We start from the raw sequence: 24,761 nt of genomic DNA, 5'->3' as shown, positions 1-24,761 counted from the left end.
TTGCTGATCATATAGGGTGTTTGCCGATTTGCAGAAGGTGTGGCTGGTGGTTTTTAGGTTTGTGGATACAACCTCGACCGATAAGCGGTCGCTGGCCCAATCCCATGCACCGCTTCCCCTTCTCCCCCTTGCGGGAGAAGGTGCCCGAAGGGCGGATGAGGGGTCCTGTGCCATCCACCAGCACTGAAGCATGGGCGAGCGCAGAACCCCTCATCCGGTTCTTCCGCTGGACGCGGAAGAACCACCCTCTCCCGCAAGGGGAGAGGGGAAACCCCGAGGCTGGGCGAAGATGACAGCACATCTCAACCCGATCATATCCGACTGGTTCACCCGCAAGGGCTGGTCGCCGCGCCAGCACCAGCTCGACGTGCTCGCCTCCTGGCAGTCCGGCGCCTCCGCCCTGCTCATCGCCCCCACCGGCGCGGGCAAGACCCTGGCCGGGTTCCTGCCCACCCTGACGGACCTCGCCGAAGGCCCTTTCGACGGCCTCCACACGCTCTACATTTCCCCGCTCAAGGCGCTGGCGGTGGATGTGCAGCGCAATCTCAATGCGCCCATTTTCGAAATGGGTCTCAAGATCAGTGCCGAAACCCGCACCGGCGACACCCCCGCTTCCAAGCGCGCCCGCCAGCGTTCGCGGCCGCCCAATATCCTGCTGACCACGCCCGAGCAGCTCTGCCTGCTCATCAGCCACCCCCATGCCGACCTGTTTTTCGGTTCGATGCGCCGCATCGTGCTCGATGAATTGCATGCCCTGGTCACCTCCAAGCGCGGCGAACTTCTGTCCCTCGCTCTGGCTCGCATTGCCCGGCTCGCGCCGAACCTCCAGATCACCGCGCTCAGCGCCACGGTCGCCCGGCCGGACCTGCTGCGTGACTGGATCGCAAGGCCGGTGCCGGCGCGGGAAACCCATCTGCTCACCGCCTCGGGCGGCGCGCCGCCCGTGCTCGAAATTCTCGAAACCGAGCAGGTCTTGCCCTGGGCCGGGCATTCCGCCAATTACGCCCATCGCGACCTCTACGAGGTCATCAAGCGCCACAAGACCACGCTCTTGTTCGTCAACACCCGCAGCCAGGCCGAAATGCTGTTCCAGGGCCTCTGGGCGGTCAATGACGACATGCTGCCCATTGCGCTCCATCACGGCTCGCTCTCGGTCGAGCAGCGGCGCAAGGTGGAAAGCGCCATGGTCGCCGGCAATCTCAAGGCTGTGGTCTGCACCTCGACGCTCGACCTGGGCATCGACTGGGGCGATGTCGACCTCGTCGTGCAGGTCGGCGCGCCCAAGGGCAGCTCGCGCATGCTGCAGCGCATCGGCCGCGCCAATCACCGGCTCGACGAGCCCTCAAAGGCCGTGCTCGTCCCCTCCAACCGTTTCGAAGTCCTAGAATGCGAAGCCGCGCTCGAAGCCGTCGCGGAAAACCATCAGGACAGCGAAGCCCCGGTCTCGGGCGGCTATGATGTCCTCGCCCAGCACGTCCTCGGCATGGCCTGCGCCGCCCCCTTTGCCGCCGACGACCTCTATGACGAAATCCGCCATGCCTGGCCCTATCGGGACCTCGAGCGCGAGAAATTCGACCGCGTGCTCGATTTCGTCGCCACCGGCGGCTATGCCCTGCGCGCCTATGAGCGCTATGCCCGCCTCAAGCCCACCGAGGACGGCAAGTGGCGCGTCGCCAATGCGCAGGTGGTCCAGCAATACCGGCTCAATATCGGCACCATCATCGAGGAGCCAATGGTGCGGGTCCGCCTCATCCGCCAGCGCGGCCTCAAGAAGGGCCAGAGCAACAGCCCTATCGGGGCCGGCGGGCGCGTCCTGGGCGAAATGGAGGAATATTTCTTCGGCACGCTCCTGCCCGGCGACACCTTCATGTTCGGCGGCGAAATCGTCGCCTTCGAGGGCATGCGCGACAACGAGGCCTTCGTCTCCCGCGCCCAGGCCAGCAATCCCAAGATTCCCTCCTATATGGGCGGCAAGTTCCCGCTCTCGACCTATCTGGCCGAGCGCGTCCGCCGCATCATGGACAGTCCCGCAGAGTGGAAGAAGCTGCCCGAGCAGGTGGAAATGTGGCTCCGCCTGCAGCGCGACGTCTCGGTGCTGCCAAAACGCGACAGCCTGCTGGTCGAGACCTTCCCGCGCGGCGCCCACAATTACCTGGTCTGCTATCCCTTCGAAGGAAGGCTGGCCCACCAGACGCTGGGCATGCTGCTTACCCGCCGGCTCGAACGCGCCCGCGCCCGTCCGCTCGGCTTCGTCGCTTCCGAATATGCCCTGGCCATCTGGGGGCTCGGCGATCTCTCGGCCCTGATCCGCACCAACAGGCTGTCGCTCGACGACCTCTTTTCCGAGGACATGCTGGGCGACGATCTCGAAGCGTGGCTCGATGAATCGGCGCTGATGAAGCGCACCTTCCGCAACTGCGCCATCATTTCCGGCCTGATCGAGCGCCGCCATCCCGGCAAGGAGAAATCCGGCCGCCAGATCACCATGAGTTCCGACCTCATCTATGATGTGCTCTACCAGCACGAGCCCGACCATATCCTGATCCAGGCCACCCGCCGCGACGCCGCCCGGGGCCTCCTCGATATCGAACGGCTGGGCGACATGCTGCGCCGCATCCGCAATCACATCGTCCACCAGCCCTTGCAGCAAATCTCACCGCTCGCCGTCCCGGTCATGCTCGATATCGGCAAGGAGCCGATTTTCGGCGAAGGCCGCGAATCGGCTATGGCTGACGCGGCAGATGAATTGATGCGGGAAGCCCTCGGGCAGTCGTGAACCAGCCTCTCCACCGCGCCGAGATCACGGAGACCCCGGTCTTGCGCTTTGCCGGCCACAATTTCGAACCCCTGCCCTCGGGCGCGCTCTATTGGCACAACCAACAGACACTTTTGGTTGCCGACCTGCATTTCGAAAAGATGGCGAGCTTCGCCCGGCGCGGCCAGATGCTGCCACCCTATGATACGGGCCTGACTCTGGCGCGTCTCGAAGCCGATCTGCGGCGCACCGGAGCCACCCGGCTGCTGTCGCTCGGTGACACGTTCCATCGCGTCGATGCTAGCAGTCTGTTAACGAATTCGGACCGAATGAGACTCGATGCGGTCACCGAAATGGTCGATTGCATCTGGCTGTCAGGCAACCACGATCCGGCCCCGCATGCCATTGGCGGCACCTGCCTGCCCCGGCTGGAACTGGCCGGATTGACCTTCACGCACGAGCCGGAGCGCGGCACGACAGGGCTTGTGGCCGGCCATTTGCACCCGGCGGCACATGTCTGGTTCCAGGGGCGCTCGACCCGCCGCCCCTGTTTCGTCCACGATAACAGGCTGATGATTCTCCCGGCCTACGGAGCGTCCACGGGTTCGCTCAATATCTTATCCCCGGCCTTTTTCGGCTTGCTAAACTGGCCCTCGGTCGAGGTGACGATGCTGGGGAAGGACCGCACTTATCGGGTGAGCCCGAAGCGGCTTGTCCGGGGCTAGGTGGACATGCCCCCGTCCATGGTGAGGCTCGCCCCGGTCATATAGCCGGATTGGGGACCGGCCAGATAGGAGACGAGCCCGGCTATCTCGGCGGCATCCCCCATGCGCCCCACCGGCAGTTGGGCCAGTATCCAGGCGGCGCGTGGGCCATCGGCAGGGTTCATGTCGGTCACGGTCGGGCCGGGCTGCACATTATTGATAGTGATGCCGCGCGGTCCCAGGTCATGTGCCAGAGCGCGCGTCATCCCGGCGACCGCCGTCTTGGAAAGGGTATAGACGCTCGAACCGGCAACGGTGGATTTGACCGCGGTATTGCTACCGATATTGATGATCCTGCCGCCAGGTTGCATGTGCCGCGCCGCCGCCTGGGCAGCAAAGTACATGCCGCGGACATTGACGTTGATGGCTCTGTCAAAGTCGGTGGCGGTCATTTCATCGAATGGCGCAAAAACCATGACGCCGGCATTGTTGACCAGAATGTCGAGCCCGCCCATTTGCTCTGCGGCCTTGTTCACGGCCACCTGCAATTGAGCGACATCACCGCTGTCTGCCTTGATGGCTAGGGCGGAACCGCCATTGGCCTCGATTTCTCGCACGACGGCTGCGGCAGCGTCGGGGCTGGCAGAGTAGGTCAGCGCAACCTGCGCGCCATCGGCTGCAAGGCGCCGCACAATGGCCGCGCCAATGCCGCGCGAGCCGCCAGTCACGAGCGCACGCTTGCCGGAAAACGGAGAATTTGGAGAGGTCATAAGAGATCTTTCATGGTTGGGGTATTTTTGGACTGTTCAGTCCAAAATTGGGTATGCAGAGGCTCCGGGCGGTAGAGGGATATCAGGACATTGCTTTGAGTGCCCTCATGGCGAAATCGGCGGCCCGGCGGAGCTCGTCGTCACTGGCACCGGCCTGGGCTCTCACAGTAAGGCCCTGGAGCGTTGCATAGAGAAATTCGGCAGCCTGCCGGGGGTCGATCGTTGCAGCAAGTTCGCCCTGCTCCTGAGCGGCCCTCACCTGCCGTTCGATGATGGCCTCGCTCGTCTCGGCAGTTCGTCGGGCCAGGGCCGTCACGTCAGGGTTGGACTGCCCGAAGGTCGTCGTAGCATTGATACCCATACAGCCGTACTGACGCTCCTCGACAGTCTGATCCGCGAAGTGACCGAGGAACCGACCGATCACCTCCATAGGTGTCATCCCGTCAACGGCGAAGCGCCCAAGCGCCCCACCATTGGTCTCGTGGTAGCAGCGCAGCGAGTCCACGAACAGCTTATGCTTGTCGCCAAAGGTGTCATACATGGACTGCCGCCCGATCCGCATTGCCGACAGCAATTCATCGGTCGAGGCAGCCTCGTATCCCCTACGCCAGAAGACACCCATGGCCGAGGACAACGCCGTGTCGCGATCAAACTCTTTAGGTCTTGCCATGGCATCGGAATAGATATTCTGGACTGGCAAGTCAATAATTTTTATCGCCTGAACAGCACGCCGCCGAGCCAGCCGGTGAACAGCGCCAGGATGACGCAGACCAGGCCGTAGAAAAACGGCTGCTGCACCGCCGACTGCGCCAGAAACCGCTCGAAACCGATCTTGCGCACCGCAAAGCCCTCGGACTTGCGGGCGATGATCTCGCCATTCTTGAACACATAGGTCAGGGCGATATAGGGCCCCGGCGGGGCATTACTGGGCAGGGTGAGCCGAGCGGAATAGAAGTTGTCGGCCGGGAAATTGACGCCGTTTTCCTGCACACCGAACAGGCCCTGCTCGGTCATAAGCCGCACCAGTTCGCGGCCGAAGACGGCGCCCTTCCACCAGTCGCTGCCGCTGGCCGCCAGGGTGTGGGATTCGGGCAGGATGAGGTTGGTGGTCAGCGTGGTGACATCGGTAATGTCGGTCAGCCTGCCGCTCGACAGAACGTGGAAGTAGCTGGGAAAATTGTTGAATTCGACCTGCTCGGTATTGAGCCAGATGCCCAGCACATTGCTCATCTTGCGGGCCACGCGGTTCTGGGTGGGACCGAGCACGACCACAACGACATGGAACGGGCCGGTGACGAATTTGTCCGACGAGCCGGCATCGGGAATGATGGTGCCGAAGAAGTTCATGCGCTCGCCGGCAAAGCTCGACGTGATCTCGATGGTCTCGTTGGAGACCTGCGATACCAGCCGCTCGGCCTGCGCCGGCGCCGCGAAGACAAGCAGACAGGCCAGCAGGGCCAGCAGCCGGCTCATTGCGCCGCCCCCGTCACTGCCATGGAGAACACATCGGCCGGCGCCAGCACCAGCGACAGGCCGAAGCGGATCGCCACGGCCAGCACCAGCAAGGCCAGCAGGCCTCTCAGTTGTTCGCCGCGCAGATATTTGCCGGCCGAAGCACCGAACTGGGCACCGGCCGTGCCGCCCACCATCAGGCAGAAGGCCAGCAGGATATCGACGCTCTGGCTCTGCACGGCATGCAGGATCGTGGTGGCCGCCATCATCGCCACCACCTGCGCCAGCGACGTACCGATGACCACATTGCCGGGCACGCGCAGCAGGTAAACCAGCGCCGGCACCATGATGAAGCCGCCGCCGACGCCGAGGAGCGAGCCGACAAAGCCGATGAAGAGGCCGATAATCAGCACCGGCAACACGCTGATATAAAGGCGCGATTTCTTGAAGCGCACCCGCATGGGCAGGCCGTGGATCCAGTTATGCTGGTTGGGCAGGCGCTCGCGCACCACCACGCCCTTGCGCTGCTTGAGGATAGCGCGTGTGGACTCGACCAGCATCAGCACGCCGACCGAGCCGAGCAGGACGAGGAAGCCCAGGGAAATCACCAGATCGAGCTGGCCGGCATCGCGCAACAGGGCGAAGGTCGCGACGCCGCCGAACGCCCCCAATACGCCTGATAGCACCAGATAAAGCGCCAGATGCAGGTCTATGGCGCCGCGCCGGTAATGCGCCAGCGCCCCCGAAGTCGAGGCCGCCACGACCTGCCCCGTCACCGAAGCCACCGCCACGGGGGCCGGAACGCCGGAGAAAATCAGCAGTGGCGTCAGCAGGAAACCGCCGCCAACCCCGAAGAGCCCGGACAGGAAACCGACCGCCCCTCCGATCCCCACGAGAAAGAAGAGGTTCACGGACAACTCGGCGATCGGCAGATAGACCTGCAAGACCCTGATCCGTTTGAAAATGACTACGCCGCACGACCTTACAGGCCGTCCGTCAACAATAGGTCAAGACTTCCGGCGTAGCGGAAGCTCATCACGGCCCGGGATTAGGACCAGGGTCGGGCCGTGTCAAACGACAGTTCGGTGTCAGACAGTCAGACCGGCTGGCTGCCCAGCACGGCGAGCAGGCGCGGATTGACGGCACCGCTTTCGGTCATCCCGGTGCCCCGCTCGAACGCCTTGATGGCCTCGGCCGTCTTGGGGCCAGGCAGGCCGTCGGGCGTGCCGACATCGAAGCCGAGCTTGTCGAGCACCGTCTGCACCTTGGCGATCACATCCTTGGTGGTGATGGTCTCGCCCGGATCGAAGCTGGGCGACCAGGTGCCCAGCGGCGCGAAATTGGCCGCCAGGTCGATCGGTTCGGCCTGCCATTGGGCCAGTTCGCCGGTGACGCGGTCGACCGCTTCGGCGGTCAGCGACTTGGCGATATCGTCGCGAGCCTTGGCCGCATCGCCGTCGCCGCTACGGGCGGCAAGCGAGAACCATTTGTACGACTGCTCGAAATCCTGCTCCACGCCCAGCCCGCGGGCATAGAGCATGCCGAGGTTGAACTGGCTGTCGGTCATGCCGCGCGCGGCCGCCTGGGCGAACCATTCGGCCGCCGATTCGAACTGCTGGTCGCCCAATTGGCCGCCGGCATAGAGCGCGGCCAGATTGTGCATGGCCATGCGGTTGCCGGCCTCGGCGCCGCGCTGGTACCACAGCTTGGCAACCTCGAAATCCTGGTCCACGCCCTGCCCGGCTTCATAGAGATTGCCGATGCGGTATTGCGCCGGCACGAAGCCCTGTGCGGCGGCGCGCTCGTACCACCTGGCCGCCTCGGGGTAATTCTGTGTGACGGCGCGGCCTTCGGTATAGATGGCGCCGATTTCGAACTGGGCGCGGGCATCGCCATCGGCGGCGGCCTGGCGCAGTTCGAGCGGGCCGACGCCCTCGGGCGGCAGTTCGAATGTCTCGACCGCGGCCACATCGTTGTCGATGCTGCCGGTGACTTCCGGGGCAATTTCGGTGGGCACGTCAGACGGCGCAATTCCACCGCTGGTCAGCGCCATCAGCGAGGGCGGCATCGGCGTGGCGACGACGGGCTTGGTGAAGCTCATCGGCTGGCCGGGATTGATGGAGGCGGTGGCATCGCTGTCGATCATGTCGATAGCGCGCGGCTCGGGCCGGACCAGGGAAACATCGTCGGTCGCCGCCGGTTCTGGCGAGGGCTGCGCCACTTCACCCTCGGCCACGGGCGGGGCAGCAGGAGCGGTAGCCGGCGCCATGCGCTGCATGACCAGGTTGAGCGCCAGCATCGAGACGGCAACCAGCGTCGCCGCCAGCAGCAGCGGACGGCGGTGCCGGGTCAGGAAGCTCTGTTTCGGCTCGGCCAGCGTGTCCATTTCCCCATCGACGCCCAAAGCCGGCGCCATGGGCGGAAGATCGTCGGCCTTGGCCTTCTTCTGTTTGACTGGCTTGGCGGGCTTGGCCGGTTTTTCGGCCTTGGGCGCAGGCGGAACGGCCTCGTCGCCCACAGGCGCCGAACCGGGCTTTACCCGTGCCAGGGCGCGGCTGATCAGCGAATTGCTGGAGACGGCCGGGGTCGCGGCTTCCTGACGGGCCCGCTGGGCCCGGCGGGCCGCGGCGACGAACGTGCTGGTGCTGCTCTGGCTGACCGGCGTCTCGACCTGGGGCGCGGCAGTCACGGCGGGCGCCGCAAACGGATCGGTGCTGGTGGCAAAGCTCGATTGCGGGCGCGGCGGGCGCTCGACACTGTTCGGATCAAAGGCGGGGCGTTTGGCAGCCAGCTCATCCACCGGTGCCGATACCGGCTTGCGGACAGCATCGGCCTTGGCGTCGAGCGCGGCACGGACGGGGCCGGCATGCTTGAAGCCGGGATCGACCAGCGGCGCCTCATCGCCCGGATTGGCCGGCATGGCATCGCTTCGGGCGGCCGATTTCGGACCGGCCAATGCGGTCAGCATGGTGTCGAGGCGGGCCTGGTCGCCATCGGTCCGAGCAGCCGGCTTGGCGGCAGGTGCTGAAGCAGCCTGCTCCTTGCGCGCGGTCAGGGCGGCTTCCAGTCGCGCCAGACGTTCGGCGGTATCCTTGCCGGCGGTGTTGAAGAGCGCGGCCATGCGCTGTTCCAGCGCCGCCATGCCCTCTTCGCTCATGCCGCCAGCAGCGGCGGGGGCAGACTTGGCCACTGCCTCGGAAGCACGTTCGGCCACCAGGGTGGCAAGCGTTTCGTAATCCGGCGTCTTGCCGGCCGACTTGATCAGGCCAGTCAGCCGGTCCTCGATGCTCTTGAGGCTATCGGGGCCGAACATGGCGACCGGCGCCGGGGCCTTGCGGGTCACGGCATCGCTGGTGCGCTCGGCCACCAGCGTGGCCATGGCTTCGAGATCGGTCGCGTCGGTCTGGCTGGAATAGAGCTTGGCGAGATCGTTGAGCTGGCTGCCGGTCTCGTCCATGCGGGCCATCAGCAGCTTGAGCTGGCCTTCGACCTGCGCGGAATCGGCCGGGGCCATGCGGTCGGCCAAAGCTTCGATCTGGCTTTCGATGCGCAGGAAGCGCGGTTCCATCCCGGCCATGACAGCATCGCGCAGCGAGGCGATATCCTGCTTAAGGCCGGCGACATCACCGTTGGCAGTGTCGAAATCACCGATGCGGGAGGCGAGGGCATCGACCTTGGCGACGAGCTTGCCGGGCGCCGCCTCGCCCTCCTTCATCGCCTGGGTGAAGGCGGCCATTTCGCTGGTCAGCCGTTCGAAATCGCCGGACGACAGGGTCACATTCTTTTCGATCGCGTCGATGCGGTCATAGACGTTGCGGACGCTTTTCTCGATGGCCTGCATGGCCGGAGCCAATACGGAGGCGCCGGCGGGCTCGCCGGCCTCCCGCGCCATCTCGTGCTCCATCTGCCGGGCCTGCAATTCGGCCAGCGTGCCCACCGTGGCCGAGACGTCGTCGAGCCGCTTGTTGATGGCGGAGAGGTCGACACGCGGCCCGCCTTCGATCAGTGCGGCCAGCGCGCCGATCTGGGATTCGAGGCGCTTGACCTGGCCGGTTTCGCCGACGGCGCCGGCCAGCAATTCCACGACATGGGTCAGTTGCTCGACCTGGGCGGCGACCTCGTGCACGCTGCCACTGCCGCGCTGCGACTTGAGTTCGCCTTCGAGCCGTTCGAGGCGGCCGGACAGGCCACCGACCAGCGCGCTCAACTCGCGGAACTCGGGCATGTCGGCGGCGCGGCGGCCCAAAGCGGCGGCAGGCGCCGACATCTGGCGACCACGGATTTCGGCAATGGCGTTGCTCAGCTCGTCATGATCATGGCCGCCCAGATCGTCGCGCTCGGTGAAGCGGTCCACGGCGCGCTTGACGGTGCGCAAAGCCTCGCGGCGGCGCATGGCCGGTTCGGGCCGGACGACCTGATCGCGCAGATTACGCACACGGCGGGTGAGGCCGGACAAAGCCGGCTCGTCCCGTTCGTCATCGACGTAATGGCCTTCGACCTGATCGAGCAGGGCAACCAGTTCACCGCGCAAAGCCTGCCATTCGCCGGGCTGCGGTTCCGTTGCGGGCTCGGGCATATCCGGAAATTGGTAGGCGCGGGCCATGGTCAGTCCCTGTCATGAAAGGCGGTCCCCTCGCGATTCAACACGAAGGTATGACGGTCACTCTTGGGAAAACATGGTAAAGAACCCGTTAAGTATTGCCGCAATATGCAAGAGCCACAGGCTGAAAGACCTGATTTCGTAGCGATACGAAGCTGGCGATTCGGAACTTTGCGTATGCCGTTGAGGAGCTGTCTGCCGTCATGACCCGCCGCCGCATCATCATCGTCGACGATCATCCGCTGTTCCGGGCGGCGCTGCGGCAGACCCTGTCGGGGGGCGACGCCACTGTCAGCGTCGAGGAAGCCGGCGATCTCAACGGCCTCAGCGCCGCGCTCGACGCCGACCGCGACTGCGATCTCGTGCTGCTCGACCTCAACATGCCGGGCGTGCGCGGCTTTTCGGGGTTGCTGCTGCTGCGGGCCCAGTATCCCGATATTCCGGTCATGATCATCTCGGCTGTCGAGGACGGCACCGTGGTGCGCCGCGCTTTCGAGCTGGGCGCTGCCGGCTATCTTCACAAATCCGTTGGACCGACGGAAATCCGCCGTGCCATCGAGACGGTGCTGTCGGGCGAAGTCTTCGTACCGGAGGGCACGTCCCTCGGCAGCGACGACGATCACACGGCGCTGATGCGCCGGCTTTCGACGCTGACGCCGCAACAGGTGCGCGTGCTGATGATGCTCAGCGACGGGCTGATGAACAAGCAGATCGCCTATGAGCTGTCGATCTCGGAAGCCACGGTCAAGGCGCATGTCTCGGCGATCCTGCAAAAGCTGGACGTGGACAGCCGCACCCAGGCGGTGATCGCCGCGGCGCGGATCGAGGATGGCCAGTTCGAGGCGCTGTTCTCGATCGGAGGCGAGAAGGCTTAGCCGGATTCACGGAAACCTCATGGTGAGCTTGTCGAACCATGAGATTGAGCGAGTGGAGGGTTGGGTGCCACGCCCTCTTGGTTCGACAAGCTCACCATGAGGGCTACGGGGAGATCGTCCCCCCTGCCCTTCGCCCAGTCATCCGTCTTCGTTCCCACCAATTCCCCGATATTGGTCTTGCCCGCGGCACGGACGGCGGCCACCAGCCCGCGCTTGAGGCGATCGAGCAGGTCGAGCCCGCCGAAGACCATGGCCGAATAGAGCTGGATGGCGTTGGCGCCGGCTTCGATCTTGGCCAAGGCCGATTGCGGCGAGTGGATGCCGCCGACCCCGATAAGGGGCAGCGCGCCGACGCGCTGGCGCATCTGCGCCAGGCGCCGGGTCGAAAGATCGAAGAGCGGCTTGCCGGAGAGGCCGCCGGTTTCATCGGCATTTTCCAGCCCCGCCACCGCATCGCGGGTGATGGTGGTGTTGGAGACGATCAGCCCGTCGAGATCGGTCGCCAGCACGACCGAAGCGATGGCGTCGAGCGCCGCTTCATCGAGATCTGGCGCGATCTTGAGGAAGACCGGCACGCGCGTTTTCGCCTTGGCGCGGGCGGCCAGCACCTCGCCCAGCAAGCGTCGCAGCGCCTCGTCGGCCTGCAGATTGCGCAGGCCGGGCGTATTGGGCGAGGAGACGTTGACCGTCAGGTAATCGGCGAGGTCGGCGAAACGCTGTACGCCCAGAACGTAGTCGGCGACGAAATCCTGGCTGTCCTTGTTGGCGCCGATATTGACGCCGAGCGCCGCCGGAACGCGCTGGCCCCTGAGGCGGGCGAAGACGGCGTCATGACCTTCATTGTTGAAGCCCATGCGGTTGATGACACCCTCGGCCGCGCCGACGCGGAACAGGCGGGGCTTGGGGTTACCCGCTTGCGGGCGCGGCGTGACAGTGCCGATTTCGACCATGCCGAAACCCATCAGCGCCAGGGGCCGGGCCACTTCGGCATTCTTGTCGAAGCCGGCGGCCATGCCAAAGGGATTGGCCAGTTCGAGCCCGCAGAGACTGGTGCGCAATTCGGCGCCGTCGGGATGCCCCTGCTCTGGCGCAAGGCCCAGGCGCAATGCGGTGATCGTCGCGCCATGAGCCGTCTCGGGGTCCATCTTGAGCAGGGTTTGCTGGGTGAGGCCCGACAGGGCCGGAATGCGCAGCAGGGGCGAGAGCGCGGAGAAGATCATCGCACGGCCTCGGGCAGAATGCAGGCACCATCGGCTGCCACACTCAGCGGCGCCTCCCAGGCGATATCCGCTATCTTGAGCGGCCCGCCATAGAGATGGGGGAAGAGTGCGCCGCCGCGCGAGGGCTCCCACACCAGATCGGCGCCGAGATCCTTGCTGCGCACGGCCAGCAGCACCAATCCGCCCTGGCCGGAGAAATGCAGCCGCAGCGTTTCGGCCAATTGGTCGGCGGTGGAAAAGTGCATGTAGCCATCCTTGGCGTCGATGGGCATGCCGGCAAAGCTCGCGCTGCCGCGTGCGGGCGCGAAGGCCGCTTCCGTAGCGATCTTGTAGACGAATTCGGGGGTGCTCATGGGCGCGAACCTAATGGCGCGCGCCGGAGGCCGCAAGCGGAGGGCGGGCCTTTACAAGACAAAGTTGGGACGTTAAAAGATAGGACTTAATTCCATCAATAAGATATATTTCCTTATCCGGTCATTGCCATGCTGTCACACAGAGCTATCTGGGACGGGATCGACGCCCTCGCGCGCCGCCATGGCCATTCGGTCTCGGCGCTGGCGAAACTCGCCGGGCTCGACGCGACCGCCTTCAACGTCTCCAAGCGCGTCAGCAAGGATGGGCGCGAGCGCTGGCCTTCGACCGAGAGCATTTCCAAGATTCTCGAAGCCACGGGGGAGAGCTTCGATTCCTTCCTCACCGGCACAGGCGCCTTCCTGCAATTGAACGACAACCTGCCCAACCGCACCGTGCCGCTGCTGGGCCTGGCACAAGCCGGCTCCGGCGGTTTCTTCGACAGCGCCGGCTTTCCGGCCGGTCAGGGCTGGGACGAGATCGCCCTGCCCTCACCGGGCGAAGGCGGCATCTATGCACTCGAAGTGCAGGGCGACTCGATGGAGCCGCTCTATCGCGAGGGCGACCGGATCGTCGTGTCGCCCACCGAGCAGGTGCGACGGGGTGACCGCGTCGTGGTCAAGACGCGCGACGGCGAGGTGATGGCCAAGATCCTCCATCGCCAGACCGGCAAGCAGATCGAACTCCATTCCATCAATCCGGCCTATGAGCCACGGCTGTTCGAGCTGAGCGAGATCGAATGGATCGCCCGGATCATCTGGGCCAGCCAATGATGCGTGTCGCCGCGATGACGCTCGCCGACGCCGAAGCATGGGCGGCGATGCGGGAAGCGCTGTGGCCGAACGGCGGGGACCATGGCACGCATGAAGAGGATGTGGCACGGTTGCTGGCCGAGCCCGGAGATACGGTGAACCTGATAGCCCGCAACGAGAGCGGCAAGCCGGCTGGCTTCGCCGAAGCCAGCTTGCGGCACGATTATGTCAATGGCTGCGACACGTCACCGGTAGCGTTCCTCGAAGGCATCTACGTTGTGCCGGCCATGCGTGGACAGGGCGTCGCCCGGGCATTGGTGGCGGCTGTGCAGGCATGGGCGCAGGCCCAGGGCTGCAGCGAGCTGGCGTCGGATGCCGCGCTGGATAATCTGGGCAGCCAACAGATGCACAAGGCGCTGGGTTTCGCGGAAACGCAGCGCGTTGTCTATTTCCGGAAGATGCTGGACTAGCTACCAGTCGGCCGGCGACGGCAGAGCTGGGTCGGCCTCGCAGGTCGCCAGCGGCAGGCGCTTGCTGGTGCCGATGGCCAGCACCCTTCCCTCGTCGGGGTCGGTGGTGACGGTCAGGCAGGCGCAGCCATAGCCATAATAGCTGCCGGTCGAGACGAACTCATCCGTATCGAAAGCGGGCACACGATCCATGACAGCGGTGGTAACGGGATTGTCGTCGCCCTGGTTCGACAGGGTCCAACGGCGATCCCGATCGATCAGCCGCCAATTGCCCGGCGTCGGATTGGCCAGCCAGCCGCAGCGGCGTTCGAAATCGGCGGGTTCCGCGCAGCGGACCATGGGCCGCGCCGACCCCATACCAAAGCCTTCGGGGTGGTAGACCAGCATGTCTCTAGCCGCGACATATTCGTAGTTGGAGACTTCGCCTTCCGCGCGGAAATGGATGGTGCCGTCGCTGCCATCCTCGGGTGAGAAGAACACATCGTCGATCATGCCGTTGGCATAGACCAGCGTGGTGGCCGAGATCACCATGGGCACCCCCACCGCTTCGCAGGTCTCGTCCCCGCCCACCCATTTGCCCTGGATGGATTCGGGGATGTCATCGCTGGCGGCATAGGCAGGCATGCTCAATGCCAGAAGCAGGAAAACAGCAAGAAACCGCAAGGAAATCTCCTTAGTTTCAGCCGGCCTTGACGAACTTGCCGGCCAACGCATCCTCGATCAGCTTGCGCGTATTGTCGATGCCATAAAGCGCGGCGAAAGACCCGAAGCGCGGGCCGCGCTCCTGCCCGATCAGCACAGAATAGAGCATCTGGAAGAAATCGCCGGAGACGCCAGGGCCGCCAGTGGGGCTCTTTTTGGTGTGGTCCTGATAACGCTCGATGGTGCGCGCCACATCGAGCGCCGCATTCTGGATGGTTTCGTTGGTGGCATCATCAGGCAGGGCAGCGAAGGCTTCCGAGAGGGCTTCGAGCGCAACGCGTTCCACGTCGTCGGGCGCGCGATAGGTCTTCTGCACGAAGTCGCGGAAGTAGCGAATGGCATAGCCGACAAGCGCATCCAGATGCGGATGCGTCTGCGGCGACACGCCGGGCGCATAGGCGGAGATATAGCCCCACATCACGTCAGGCGTTTCCGGATTGGAAGCGGTCGCAAGGTTCAACAACAGCGCAAAGGTAACCGGCATGTCGACTTCGGGCACCTTGCCGTAGTGAACATGGAATGCCGGGTTCTCCAGGCGCGCGGCGGTATCCTGCTTCTGGTAGGACGCAACATGCGCGAAATATTCATCGACGGCGCGCGGAATGACGTCGAAATGCAGGCGCTTGGCCGTGCGCGGCTTCTGGAACATGTAGAGGCCCAGGCTCTCATTGCCGGCATAGGTCAGCCATTCATCGATGGTCAGGCCATTGCCCTTGGACTTGGAAATCTTCTGGCCCTCGGCATCGAGGAAGAGCTCGAACACATAATGCTCGGGCGCTTTGCCGCCGAGGATTTCGCAGATCTTGTCGTAGACATGGGCGTTGGTCTGGTGGTCCTTGCCGAACATCTCGAAATCGACGTCGAGCGCAGCCCAGCGCATGCCGAAATCGGGCTTCCACTGCATCTTCACATGGCCGCCGGTGACCGGCAGCGTGGTATCGCTGCCGTCCTCGTCGGCGAAGGTCACCGTGCCGTTTTTGGCATCGACTTCCTTCATCGGCACATAGAGCACACGGCCTGATATCGGGGAGATCGGCAGGAAGGGGCTGTAGGTGGCCTGGCGCTCGGCGCCGAGCGTCGGCAGCATCACCTTCATGATATCGTCGTAGCGCTCGGCGGCGCGCAGCAGCACCGCATCGAACTTGCCGGAGCGGTAGTAGTCGGTGGCGCTGGCGAATTCGTAATTGAAGCCGAACGTATCGAGGAAGCGGCGCAGCATGGCGTTGTTATGCGCACCGAAACTGTCGAACTCGTTGGTCCAGGGATCGGGCACCGAGGTCAGCGGCTTCTGCAGATGCGGCTCCATGGCCTCGCGCGAGGGCACGTTGTCGGGGATCTTGCGCATGCCGTCGAGATCGTCGGAAAAGCAGATCAGCCGCGTCGGGATCTGGTCGCGGGTCAGCAGGCGAAAGGCCGTGCGCACCATGGTGGTGCGGGCCACTTCGCCGAAAGTGCCGATATGGGGCAGGCCCGACGGGCCATAACCGGTTTCGAACACCGCTTCGCCCTTGCCCGATTTCTCCAGCCGCTTGACCAGTTTCCTTGCTTCCTCAAACGGCCATGCGCGGGCAGTCTGGGCGGCGTCGAAGAACGCGGGATCGAGCGGGGGCAACGGAGCGGGCGACAAGGTCAGGCCTTTCGGGGAGATGGAGTGTCGGTGTGTTGCATCCCGTCGCGCCAACGTCAACGTTTTCGGGGGCCGATGCTTGCCAAGGCCGCCTGACACGCCTAGCTATCGAGGCACAGAACAGCTCCAGGAATCCCCGATGTCCCATGCCGCCCACGACGCCCTCATCCACCTGATGATCGTCGCCGCCTCGTCCGACAGCGCCATGACGGACCGGGAACTGGTTCGCATCCAGGCATTGATCGGCCGGCTGCCGGTATTCGAAGGGTTCGACAAGAACCGGCTGGCCGCGGTCGCCAATGCTTGTGCCGACAAGCTCAACGGCCCGGGCGGACTGGACCAGGTGATCGACGACGCCATCGCCGTATTGCCGGTCAAGCTGCAGGACACGGCCTATGCCGTGGCGGTGGAGGTGGTGTCGGTCGACCTTCATCTCGAGCAGGAAGAGCTGCGCTTCCTCGAATTGCTGCGCGACAAGCTCGAGCTCGACCGGCTGACCACGGCGGCCATCGAGACGGCGGCCCGGGCGCGGCATCGGCGCATGCCGAGCTGAGCCAAGCGCTCGGCCCATGGAAACGTCGCTTTATCAGCCGGTCAAGGCTTTCCTCGAAGCGGCCGGCTATGAGGTCAAGGGCGAGGTTGGCGCCTGCGACCTGGTCGGCCTCAGCCCCACCGATCCGCCCGTCGTCGTGGTCTGTGAGCTCAAGCTCACCTTCAACCTCGAACTGGTGCTGCAGGCTGTCGATCGTGCCGGTATCGCCGACGAAGTCTGGATTGCCGCCAGGATGTCCAAGGGCAAGGGCCGCGAGGCCGACAAGCGCTATCGCAATCTCTGCCGGCGGCTGGGCATCGGCATGCTTGGCGTGTCCGACCTGGGCGATGTCAGCATCATCGTCAGTTCCGTCGCGCCCATGCCGCGCACCAATCCCAGGCGCCGGTCACGCCTCGTGCGGGAACACCAGCGGCGGCACGGCGACCCGACCCTGGGCGGCAGCACCAGAACGCCAATCATGACGGCGTATCGGCAACAGGCCTTGATCTGCGCCGAGGCGCTATTCGAAGGCCCGCTTCGGCCGCGGGACATCAGGCCCGCCGCTCCGGATGCCGGCAAGATCCTGCTCGGCAATGTCTATGGCTGGTTCGAGCGTGTCAGCAATGGCGTCTACCAGTTGACCGAGGCGGGTCGCCTGGCGGTCGCACAGCATCGCCAGCTGCATCCGGCGGTTGAAAATTCTCAATAGAAGCCGACCGGGAACCAGCGCAGGTAGAGTTCGTCCAGCGCGCCATTGTCCTTGAGCTTGACCAGCGCCCAATCGATGGCATGACGCACCGCATCGTGGCCGGTGGGCACGGCGACGGCGAGGCCTTCGCCGAACAGGTTCGGACGGAAATAGGGCTGGCCGGCAAAGCCGCAGCAGCTGAGATTTTCGTTGAGCCAGAACGAAGCGCGCATGGCGTCGCCGAAAAACGCATCGGCCTCGCCCTCTTCGACCGCCTCGAGCGCCGCGATTTCGCTGTCGAAGCGCGCGACCTCGGCCTCGGGCAGATAGCGGGTGACGAAGGTTTCGTGTGCACTGCCCCGACGCACCGAAACGGTCTTGCCTGCCAGCGCATTGGCATCGAACAGGCCGATATCGGCGGCGCGCGTCACGAAGCGGCCGGGCAGCGCCAGGTAGGTGGCGGAAAAATCGAACAGCGCGCCGTTCTCGTCCGTCATCGCCAGCCCGGCGATCAGCGCATCGCCCTGGCCATCGCCAAGAGCGCTCGCGGCTTGCTCCCAGGGCCAGGCCTGGATGGTGCAGGCGACATTGACCTCGGCGCAGATGCGCTTGGCCAGATCGACATTGAAGCCGATCAACTCGCCCCCGCATCGCGGAAATTGAAGGGCGGGAAATCGGCCGTGGTCAGGAAGCGGATGGCCGGCACCGGCGTCAGGCTCGGCAGAATTTCGCGGGCGCTGGGGTCGGAATGATAGGGCAGAGACTGGGCGAAGACGGGCGTAGAAAGCGCAGCGCATAAGCCAAGCGCAAGCAGCAGGCGGAGCTTTGACGTCATTGACTGCACCGGGGGCACGACCTCGTCCTTCGACAGGCTCAGGATGAGGTCTACTGCTTCATTTCGCAAGTTCAGTAGCCTCATGGTGAGCCTGTCGAACCACGAGGCGTGGCAGGATTTCAAACCTGATCCAGCCCATACATCAGGTCGGCAATCAGGTCGTCGGGGCTTTCCAACCCCACCGACAGCCGCAGCAGGCCCGGGGTGACGCCGGTTTCCAACCGCACCTCCTCGGTAAAGCGCGCGTGGGTGGTGGTGCGCGGATGGGTGATGAGCGACTTGGCGTCGCCCAGATTGTTGGAAATCAGGATCACCGCCAGGCTGTCCGACAGGGTGAAGGCTCCTTCCTGACCGCCCTTGACGTCGAGGGCGATGATGGTGGAGCCGCGCTGCATCTGGCGTTTGGCCAGTTCATATTGCGGATGGCTGGGATGGTGCGGATAGATGACCCGGTTGATCCTCGGATGGCTGGCCAGGGCCGCCACGATCTTTTCGGCGCTGTCGGTCATCTGCCTGATGCGCAGCTCGTAGGTTTCGAGCCCCTTGAGCAGCACCCAGGCATTGAAGGCGCTGAGCGTGGCGCCGGTCTGGCGCAGGAAGGTGTGGACGTCGCCCTCGATCAGTTCCCTGGACCCCAGCACCACGCCGCCGAGCACCCTGCCCTGCCCATCGATATGCTTGGTGGCCGAATAGGTGACGAGATCGGCGCCGAGTTGCAGCGGCTTCTGGTAGAGCGCGGTGGAAAAGACATTGTCGACGATCAGTTTTGCGCCATGGGCGTGGGCGATGTCGGCGACGGCCTTGATGTCGACCAGCTCCAGCGTCGGATTGGTCGGCGTCTCCAGGAAGACGACCTTGGTATTGGGGCGCATGGCGCGGGCGAAGTTTTCGGGGTCACGGCCATCGACCAGCGTCGATTCCACGCCGAAGCGCGGCGCGTAATCTTCCACGACATAACGACAGCCGCCGAACAGCGCCTGAGCGGCGACGATGTGGTCGCCTGCGCGGACCTGGCTCATCACCGCATTGGTGACCGCGGCCATGCCCGAGGCAAAGGCACGCCCGGCTTCGGCCCCTTCGATCAGCGCCATGCGCTCCTGGAACATATCCACCGTAGGGTTGGCGAAGCGGGAATAGTTGTGGCCGCCGGGAATCTTGTTCTGGAACAGCAGTTCGGCATGTTCGGAGCTGGGATAGGAATAGCCCGAATTGAGAAAGATGGCCTCGCTCGTCTCGTTGAAATCGGTGCGCTTGCCGCCGCCATGCACCATCTGGGTGGCAGCGGCTCGCCGGTTCGGATCGAGGAGGGGGTTCTTATCTCGGGACATGGTCACGCCTTCAAAAACAAAAAACCGGCACCCAAAAGGGCGGCCGGTTCCCACGACGGTCTTTAGCGATTTCTTTTAAGTGGCTGCAAGCGACCGGCCAAATCACCACTGGGTTGTGATGTAAGGCCAATTGCCTGTTGGCGTCAATTGCGTGGATTGGTAGGGGTAGCCACGGTTTCCTGGGACGCGAGAGCATGGACAAGCAACAGGCCTGGCCGCAGGGCGTCTTTCCGGCGCGGTTGATCGAGAGCCTGCACAAGCAGGGCAGCATCGCCGCGGCACGGCCGTTCGACGTCGATCAGGTGCAGCCGGCCAGCCTCGATCTGCGGCTCGGCGACGTGGCCTATCGCGTGCGCTCCAGCTTCCTGCCCGGCCCCAGCCATTCGGTGGCCGAGCGCATCGAGGCGCTCAAGCTGCATGAGATCGACCTGACGCGTGGCGCCGTGCTGGAGCGCGGCTGCGTCTATCTGGTGCCTTTGCAGGAAAGCCTCGACCTGCCCGATGCGGTCAGCGCCTCGGCCAACCCCAAGAGTTCCACCGGGCGGCTGGACGTGTTCACCCGCGTCATCGGCGACCGGGCGCGGGGCTTCGACCAGATGCCCAATGGCTACAAGGGGCCGCTCTATCTCGAAGTCAGTCCGCGGACCTTCCCGGTGCTGGTGCGCACCGGCTCGCGGCTCAGCCAGATGCGGTTCCGTTCCGGCGATAACCGGCTCACGGTTGCCGAGCATCAGGCCTTGCACGCTTCCGACACGCTGGTGTTCGACAATAACGTGCCGGTCGGCGAGGGCGTGGCGCTCTCCATCGATCTCAAGGGCGAGGGCCGCAACGGGCTGATCGGATTCCGCTCCAAGCGCCATACGGCGGTGGTGGATGTGGACAAGAAGGCTGCGCTCGACGTGCTGGATTTCTGGGACCCGCTGGTCAATCGCGGGCGGGAAGAGCTGATCCTCGATCCGGACGAATTCTACATCCTGGTCAGCGATGAGGCGGTGCATGTGCCGCCGACCCATGCCGCCGAAATGGTGCCCTTCGATCCGCTGGTGGGCGAATTCCGCGTCCACTATGCCGGCTTCTTCGATCCGGGCTTCGGCCATTCATCGGCCGGGGGCAGCGGCAGCCGTGCCGTGCTGGAAGTGCGCAGCCGCGAAGTGCCCTTCCTGCTGGGCCATGGCCAGACAATCGGCAGGCTGATCTATGAGCGGCTGGCCGAAGCACCGGACCGGCTCTATGGCACGGCCTTGGGTTCTAACTACCAGGCGCAGACGCTCAAGCTGTCCAAGCACTTCAGGCCCTATTCGGGCTAGAAGAACAGCGCGTCGAGGTCTTCGCTCTCCGTGGCCGCTTCGACGGCCGGCGCTGTCGTGTCGGCGCCGAACAGTTTCTCGTGAATCTTGCGCTCGGCATCCATCGTGTAGCGAGCGCGGTGAGCGGCCAACATGTCGGAAATCGACTCCGTCTGAGTGGCCGACGCCATCAGCGGACATGCTGCTACGAGCTGCATTTCGAGATCGCGCATGGTTTCGGAAATTGCTGCCTGGCTGACGAAGGTCTCGGCTGCCGTACCCAGGAGGGCAATGACATTGGGGCCATCGCGGTTGAGCGTCGCCAAGGCCTCGGCCAGTGCGGCATCGACACCCTGCAGCAGGACCAGCGCGGCCGTCGCTTCCTGTTCGAGCTGGCCGACGCGGCCGGCCGCATCGCCATTGGCAGCAGCGCCGAAAGACTTCGCGAGACCGGCTGCTTCATGCAGTCCGGCCATGGAGGCTTCGGCCGCGCTCACCGTCTCGCCGGTCAGTTCGCGCAATTGCCTGGCGATGACGTTGAGGGCGGCCCCGCGCGGGCCGAGCTGGGCGCATTTGACTGCGGCATTGAGGCTGACAAGGCGCATATTGGCCTCGATTTCCTGCACGGCCTCGACATGGCTCAGCAGCACGCCGACGGTTCCCAATACGGCGCCGGCCACCAGTTCCAGCTTGCTGCGCTCGGCCTCGCAATCGCGCAGGACCACAGCGGCATGGCGTACCGCCTTGCTCAGCGCGGCCAGCGAGGAGGCGCCGGCCTCGTCGCCCTGGCCGTAAATGGCCTGGCTCTGATCGGTAATGGCGCGGGCATCGGCAGCGAGGTCGCGCAGGGCGTCACCCGCCTCGACCACGTCGCCTTCGAAAGCAGCGGTCGCGGCGGAGAGCTGGGCAACCTGCAGGCCGCCCACGATCGAGGCGGCAGCCTGCCTGTCGGTTTCCGGTAACTCGCCGCCGTCCAGCAGGTCGACAAGCGCCGCTATGCCGCTTTCGATATGTTCGATGCGCTGGCGGGTGGCGTCGCCCACCTGCAGGGCCATGACGGCGCTGGCAATGCGGGTGACGATCTGGCGGGAGACCCGGCCGGTCTCGGCGCTGCCATCGACGGAAATGGCGCGCTGTCGCGCAAGCTCGGCCAAAGCGGTGTCCATGCCGGCGGCGAGGGTGCTCAGCGTATCGGCATGGGCATTCTCGAACTGGCTGCGCTGGCGGGCGGCCTGGCCGACCTCGTCGGTGAGCTGCCGATAGGCGGCGGTGAACTGCTGGATGGTGCTGCTGGCGCTTTCCGAGAGCTTGGCGATATCGGTGGTGAACACGTCGAAATCATCGCCATCGCCCACCACGCTGGCCGCCACGACGCGGGCATTGATGGCGACGATGCCCATCATCTTGACGGTGCGGCGCAATTCGGAAATCGGATGGTCGGCGGCGCGAACCACTTCGACCAGCCGCGTCAGGTCGGCCTGTTCGGTGGCGAACAGGGCCGAGATGGTCTGGGCCTGCTTGCCGACATCGGCGAGACGCGTCGAGGCTTCGACCAGTTCGGGGCTCTGCAACTGGGCCGGCAGCGCCTCGAACACCTTGGTGACGCGGTTGAGCATAGCCGCGCCTTCGGTCAGGCGGGCGCCTACGGTGACGAAAGTGCTTTCGATCTGCTCGCGCGGTGCGGCCAGTGCCACGCCGACAGCCCGCAAGGCGGTGGCATCGGCGGCTTTGGCCGGCAGTGATTGCGCCAATGCGCTCATAGTGAAGTCCCCGTGCGCTGGGCGTTACGGCCATAGGTTTCGATTTCGGTGGCGACGCGGCTCAGCGGCAATATCTTGACCGCGGCGTTGCGCTGGATGGCTTCCTTGGGCATGCCGAAAACCACGCAACTCTCTTCGTCCTGCGCGATGGTGTGGCTGCCGGCCTGCCGCATTTCGAGCAGGCCCCTGGCGCCGTCATCGCCCATGCCGGTGAGGATGATGCCCATGGCATTGCGACCCGCCACTTGCGAGGCCGAGCGGAACATCACATCGACCGAGGGGCGATGGCGGGACACATGCGGCCCGTCCACGATATTGACCGTGTAGCGGCTGCCGGCGCGGTGCAGCACCATATGCTGGTTGCCGGGGGCAATGAGCGCCCTGCCCGCCTGCACCACATCGCCATCCTCGGCTTCCTTGACCGCGATGGCGCAGAGACCGTCGAGGCGGCGGGCAAAGGCCCCGGTGAATTTTTCGGGCATGTGCTGGACGATGACAATGGCGGGGCTGTCGGCGGGCAGCTTTTCCAACACGTCGCGCAAGGCTTCGGTGCCGCCGGTGGAGGCGCCGATGCAGATGATCGGCTCGGTCTGCGGCTGTTTGGCGCGCAGCGAGGCGGCCCGTGCTTCCGACAGAGGCGGAATGATCGCGTCGGCGGTGAGCTTGGCCTCGACATTGATCGGCGGCGGCGGCGCCTTCTTCACGCCGCGGAATTTGGCATGGGCGGCCGCCTTGGCGGCGTCGCAGATGCGCATGCGCGATTCCTGCAGGAACTGGGTGGTGTCGACGCGCGGCTTGGCCACGACATCGACAGCGCCGGCTTCGAGCGCCTGCATCAGCGTATCGGAACCGGCCTCGGCCAGGCTCGAGCAGATCACCACCGGAATGGGCCGCTGGCTCATGATCTTGCGCAGGAAGGTCAGCCCGTCCATGCGCGGCAGCTCGATATCGAGGAACATCACATCGGGCACTTCCTGCCGGATGCGCTCCACCGCGACATAGGGGTCGGCCGCGGTCGCCATGACTTCGAGGTCAGGGTCACCGTCGATGATCTCGCTCAGCGTCATGCGCACCGAGGCGCTGTCATCGACGATGAGCACACGGATCTTGCGGTGGGTTGCAGGCATGGTCTTGCTTTCAGGCCTTCTGGAATACGGCGGGGGCAACCTGGCGCATGGTCACCGTGGTGCCGATCATGGATTCAGAATGACCAAGAATGAGATAACCGCCGGGCCGCAAATGACTGACCAACCGCAGGATCACCTTTTCCTGGTCGGCCTTGTCGAAATAGATCAGCACATTGCGCAGGAAGATCACGTCCACGTCGCGGTCGAAGGGATAGCTGGTATCCATCAGGTTGAGCCGCGCGAAATGCACCAGCCGGCGCAATTCGGGCACGATGCGCACTTCGGGCCGCATGCCGGGCTTGCGGGCATGCATCAGGTAGCGCTGCTGCTTGGCCGGCGGCACCGGCGCGAGCAGTTCGGTCGGATAGATGGCCCGCACGCCCTGTTCCAGCACGGCAGTGGAAATGTCGGTGCCGAGAATGGCGAAGCGGAAGTCCTGCCGTTGCGCCAGAAGATCGGCCAGAACCATGGCCAGAGTATAGGCTTCGGCGCCGGTCGAGCTGGCAGCGCTCCAGATCTTGAGCAGCGGCTTGCGTTCGCCGCGGCGCAATTCGATCAGGTCAGGCACCAGGCGCTGCTCGAGCAGGTCGAAATGCTCGGGTTCGCGAAAGAAATCGGTCTTGTTGGTGGTGACGGCGTTGATCAGGTAGATGCGTTCGGCGGCCAGACCGTCGCGCTGGAACAGATAGGCGCCGTAGTGATCGAGGCTGGCCAGCCCCAGGGCGCGCACACGCTTGCGCAGGCGGCCTTCCACCATCAGGCGCTTGGTCGGCGGCAGCTTGATGCCCACCTCCGTGCTGATCAGGTCAGCGATACGCTTGAAATCGCGCGGGGACAGGTGGTCGTCGTCGGCATGGTCCAGGCGGGCGGCAGCCTGATGGGCGGAAAAGGGCAATGGAGTATCTCCAGGGCGAAGGGGGCATGCGG

The 24,761-nt window shown here is 64.8% G+C and carries 22 protein-coding genes, 1 pseudogene and 1 riboswitch; of the genes and pseudogenes, 8 read left to right on the top strand and 15 right to left on the bottom strand.

From position 1 onward, the window contains the following. Positions 1 to 289 precede the first annotated feature (289 nt). The gene (locus NVV79_RS03350) at positions 290 to 2,776 is read left to right on the top strand and encodes a ligase-associated DNA damage response DEXH box helicase (RefSeq protein ID WP_303986218.1); all 2,487 of its coding nucleotides are present in this window, start codon (positions 290 to 292) and stop codon (positions 2,774 to 2,776) included. A gap of 41 nt (positions 2,777 to 2,817) precedes the next feature. Then, positions 2,818 to 3,480, top strand: a complete 663-nt coding sequence (gene pdeM, locus NVV79_RS03345; RefSeq protein WP_303986215.1) for a ligase-associated DNA damage response endonuclease PdeM — start codon at positions 2,818 to 2,820, stop codon at positions 3,478 to 3,480. Here the strand turns inward: pdeM and NVV79_RS03340 are convergent. From NVV79_RS03340 to NVV79_RS03320, 5 genes are all read right to left on the bottom strand, one after another. Then, complete coding sequence (locus NVV79_RS03340; RefSeq protein ID WP_303986213.1) at positions 3,477 to 4,229, bottom strand: 3-oxoacyl-ACP reductase family protein; 753 nt, start codon at positions 4,227 to 4,229, stop codon at positions 3,477 to 3,479. The genes pdeM and NVV79_RS03340 overlap by 4 nt on opposite strands. Positions 4,230 to 4,311: 82 nt before the next feature. Next, entirely contained in the window at positions 4,312 to 4,929 is a 618-nt protein-coding gene (locus NVV79_RS03335) for a TetR/AcrR family transcriptional regulator (protein ID WP_303986211.1), read from the bottom strand. 11 nt (positions 4,930 to 4,940) lie between these two features. Then, on the bottom strand, positions 4,941 to 5,702 hold the full coding sequence (locus NVV79_RS03330; RefSeq protein ID WP_303986209.1) for a TIGR02186 family protein: 762 nt from the start codon (positions 5,700 to 5,702) through the stop codon (positions 4,941 to 4,943). Beyond that, the gene (locus NVV79_RS03325) at positions 5,699 to 6,625 is read right to left on the bottom strand and encodes a sulfite exporter TauE/SafE family protein (protein WP_303986206.1); all 927 of its coding nucleotides are present in this window, start codon (positions 6,623 to 6,625) and stop codon (positions 5,699 to 5,701) included. The genes NVV79_RS03330 and NVV79_RS03325 overlap by 4 nt, the downstream gene beginning before the upstream one ends. A 152-nt stretch (positions 6,626 to 6,777) precedes the next feature. Next, positions 6,778 to 10,284, bottom strand: a complete 3,507-nt coding sequence (locus tag NVV79_RS03320) for a peptidoglycan-binding protein (RefSeq protein ID WP_303986204.1) — start codon at positions 10,282 to 10,284, stop codon at positions 6,778 to 6,780. A 200-nt stretch (positions 10,285 to 10,484) separates the two neighbouring features. Here NVV79_RS03320 and NVV79_RS03315 point away from each other — a divergent pair, with 200 nt between their 5' ends. After that, the gene (locus NVV79_RS03315) at positions 10,485 to 11,156 is read left to right on the top strand and encodes a response regulator transcription factor (protein ID WP_303986203.1); all 672 of its coding nucleotides are present in this window, start codon (positions 10,485 to 10,487) and stop codon (positions 11,154 to 11,156) included. Between the two features lie 131 nt (positions 11,157 to 11,287). Here the strand turns inward: NVV79_RS03315 and NVV79_RS03310 are convergent. Both NVV79_RS03310 and NVV79_RS03305 read right to left on the bottom strand, forming a co-directional pair. Further along, positions 11,288 to 12,376: pseudogene (locus NVV79_RS03310) on the bottom strand (quinone-dependent dihydroorotate dehydrogenase); the annotation flags it as partial. Continuing rightward, positions 12,373 to 12,729 carry a DUF952 domain-containing protein gene (locus tag NVV79_RS03305; protein ID WP_303986201.1) on the bottom strand — a complete coding sequence of 119 codons (357 nt, stop codon included), beginning with the start codon at positions 12,727 to 12,729 and terminating at the stop codon, positions 12,373 to 12,375. The pseudogene NVV79_RS03310 and the gene NVV79_RS03305, both read right to left, overlap by 4 nt. Before the next feature lie 129 nt (positions 12,730 to 12,858). Here NVV79_RS03305 and NVV79_RS03300 point away from each other — a divergent pair, with 129 nt between their 5' ends. Together NVV79_RS03300 and aac(6') are read left to right on the top strand one after the other, a co-directional pair. Further along, on the top strand, positions 12,859 to 13,500 hold the full coding sequence (locus NVV79_RS03300) for a helix-turn-helix transcriptional regulator (protein ID WP_303986200.1): 642 nt from the start codon (positions 12,859 to 12,861) through the stop codon (positions 13,498 to 13,500). Next, on the top strand, positions 13,467 to 13,949 hold the full coding sequence (gene aac(6'), locus NVV79_RS03295) for an aminoglycoside 6'-N-acetyltransferase (protein WP_303986198.1): 483 nt from the start codon (positions 13,467 to 13,469) through the stop codon (positions 13,947 to 13,949). Before NVV79_RS03300 ends, aac(6') begins: the two co-directional genes overlap by 34 nt. Here aac(6') and NVV79_RS03290 read toward each other — a convergent pair whose 3' ends face one another. Further along, positions 13,950 to 14,612 carry a DUF4087 domain-containing protein gene (locus tag NVV79_RS03290; RefSeq protein ID WP_303986196.1) on the bottom strand — a complete coding sequence of 221 codons (663 nt, stop codon included), beginning with the start codon at positions 14,610 to 14,612 and terminating at the stop codon, positions 13,950 to 13,952. It lies immediately after the preceding gene. A 16-nt stretch (positions 14,613 to 14,628) separates the two neighbouring features. Then, a complete protein-coding gene (locus tag NVV79_RS03285) occupies positions 14,629 to 16,278 on the bottom strand; it encodes a lysine--tRNA ligase (RefSeq protein WP_303986195.1) in 1,650 nt (549 codons plus the stop codon). A gap of 139 nt (positions 16,279 to 16,417) precedes the next feature. Between NVV79_RS03285 and NVV79_RS03280 the strand changes: the two genes are divergently transcribed. Both NVV79_RS03280 and NVV79_RS03275 read left to right on the top strand, forming a co-directional pair. Next, positions 16,418 to 16,831: a tellurite resistance TerB family protein gene (locus tag NVV79_RS03280; protein ID WP_303986193.1), complete on the top strand. Its 414-nt coding sequence runs from the start codon at positions 16,418 to 16,420 to the stop codon at positions 16,829 to 16,831. Between the two features lie 16 nt (positions 16,832 to 16,847). Next, entirely contained in the window at positions 16,848 to 17,519 is a 672-nt protein-coding gene (locus NVV79_RS03275) for a DUF2161 domain-containing phosphodiesterase (RefSeq protein ID WP_303986191.1), read from the top strand. Here NVV79_RS03275 and NVV79_RS03270 read toward each other — a convergent pair. From NVV79_RS03270 to metZ, 3 genes are all read right to left on the bottom strand, one after another. Beyond that, entirely contained in the window at positions 17,513 to 18,136 is a 624-nt protein-coding gene (locus tag NVV79_RS03270) for a transporter substrate-binding domain-containing protein (protein WP_303986189.1), read from the bottom strand. The two genes, NVV79_RS03275 and NVV79_RS03270, sit on opposite strands and share 7 nt — an antisense overlap. Continuing rightward, positions 18,133 to 18,333, bottom strand: coding sequence for a hypothetical protein (locus NVV79_RS03265; protein ID WP_303986187.1), 201 nt, complete (start codon positions 18,331 to 18,333; stop codon positions 18,133 to 18,135). The genes NVV79_RS03270 and NVV79_RS03265 overlap by 4 nt, the downstream gene beginning before the upstream one ends. A gap of 119 nt (positions 18,334 to 18,452) precedes the next feature. Further along, the gene (gene metZ / locus NVV79_RS03260; protein WP_303986185.1) at positions 18,453 to 19,661 is read right to left on the bottom strand and encodes an O-succinylhomoserine sulfhydrylase; all 1,209 of its coding nucleotides are present in this window, start codon (positions 19,659 to 19,661) and stop codon (positions 18,453 to 18,455) included. Between the two features lie 43 nt (positions 19,662 to 19,704). Beyond that, a riboswitch (SAM riboswitch) is annotated at positions 19,705 to 19,780 on the bottom strand. Between the two features lie 75 nt (positions 19,781 to 19,855). Between metZ and NVV79_RS03255 the strand changes: the two genes are divergently transcribed. Then, positions 19,856 to 20,968: a 2'-deoxycytidine 5'-triphosphate deaminase gene (locus NVV79_RS03255; protein WP_303986183.1), complete on the top strand. Its 1,113-nt coding sequence runs from the start codon at positions 19,856 to 19,858 to the stop codon at positions 20,966 to 20,968. Here NVV79_RS03255 and NVV79_RS03250 read toward each other — a convergent pair. The 3 genes from NVV79_RS03250 to NVV79_RS03240 are packed head-to-tail and all read right to left on the bottom strand — an operon-like array spanning position 20,965 to position 24,729. After that, on the bottom strand, positions 20,965 to 22,707 hold the full coding sequence (locus NVV79_RS03250; RefSeq protein WP_303986181.1) for a hypothetical protein: 1,743 nt from the start codon (positions 22,705 to 22,707) through the stop codon (positions 20,965 to 20,967). The genes NVV79_RS03255 and NVV79_RS03250 overlap by 4 nt on opposite strands. Further along, entirely contained in the window at positions 22,704 to 23,834 is a 1,131-nt protein-coding gene (locus tag NVV79_RS03245; protein ID WP_303986179.1) for a chemotaxis response regulator protein-glutamate methylesterase, read from the bottom strand. Before NVV79_RS03245 ends, NVV79_RS03250 begins: the two co-directional genes overlap by 4 nt. 10 nt (positions 23,835 to 23,844) lie before the next feature. After that, positions 23,845 to 24,729 carry a protein-glutamate O-methyltransferase CheR gene (locus NVV79_RS03240; protein ID WP_303986177.1) on the bottom strand — a complete coding sequence of 295 codons (885 nt, stop codon included), beginning with the start codon at positions 24,727 to 24,729 and terminating at the stop codon, positions 23,845 to 23,847. Between the last annotated feature and the right edge of the window lie 32 nt (positions 24,730 to 24,761).

It is taken from the genome of Devosia ginsengisoli (genome assembly GCF_024707105.1).
In the GTDB taxonomy this organism is placed as follows: Bacteria; Pseudomonadota; Alphaproteobacteria; order Rhizobiales; family Devosiaceae; genus Devosia; species Devosia ginsengisoli_A.
This window is presented reverse-complemented; position numbering and strand designations above follow the sequence as displayed.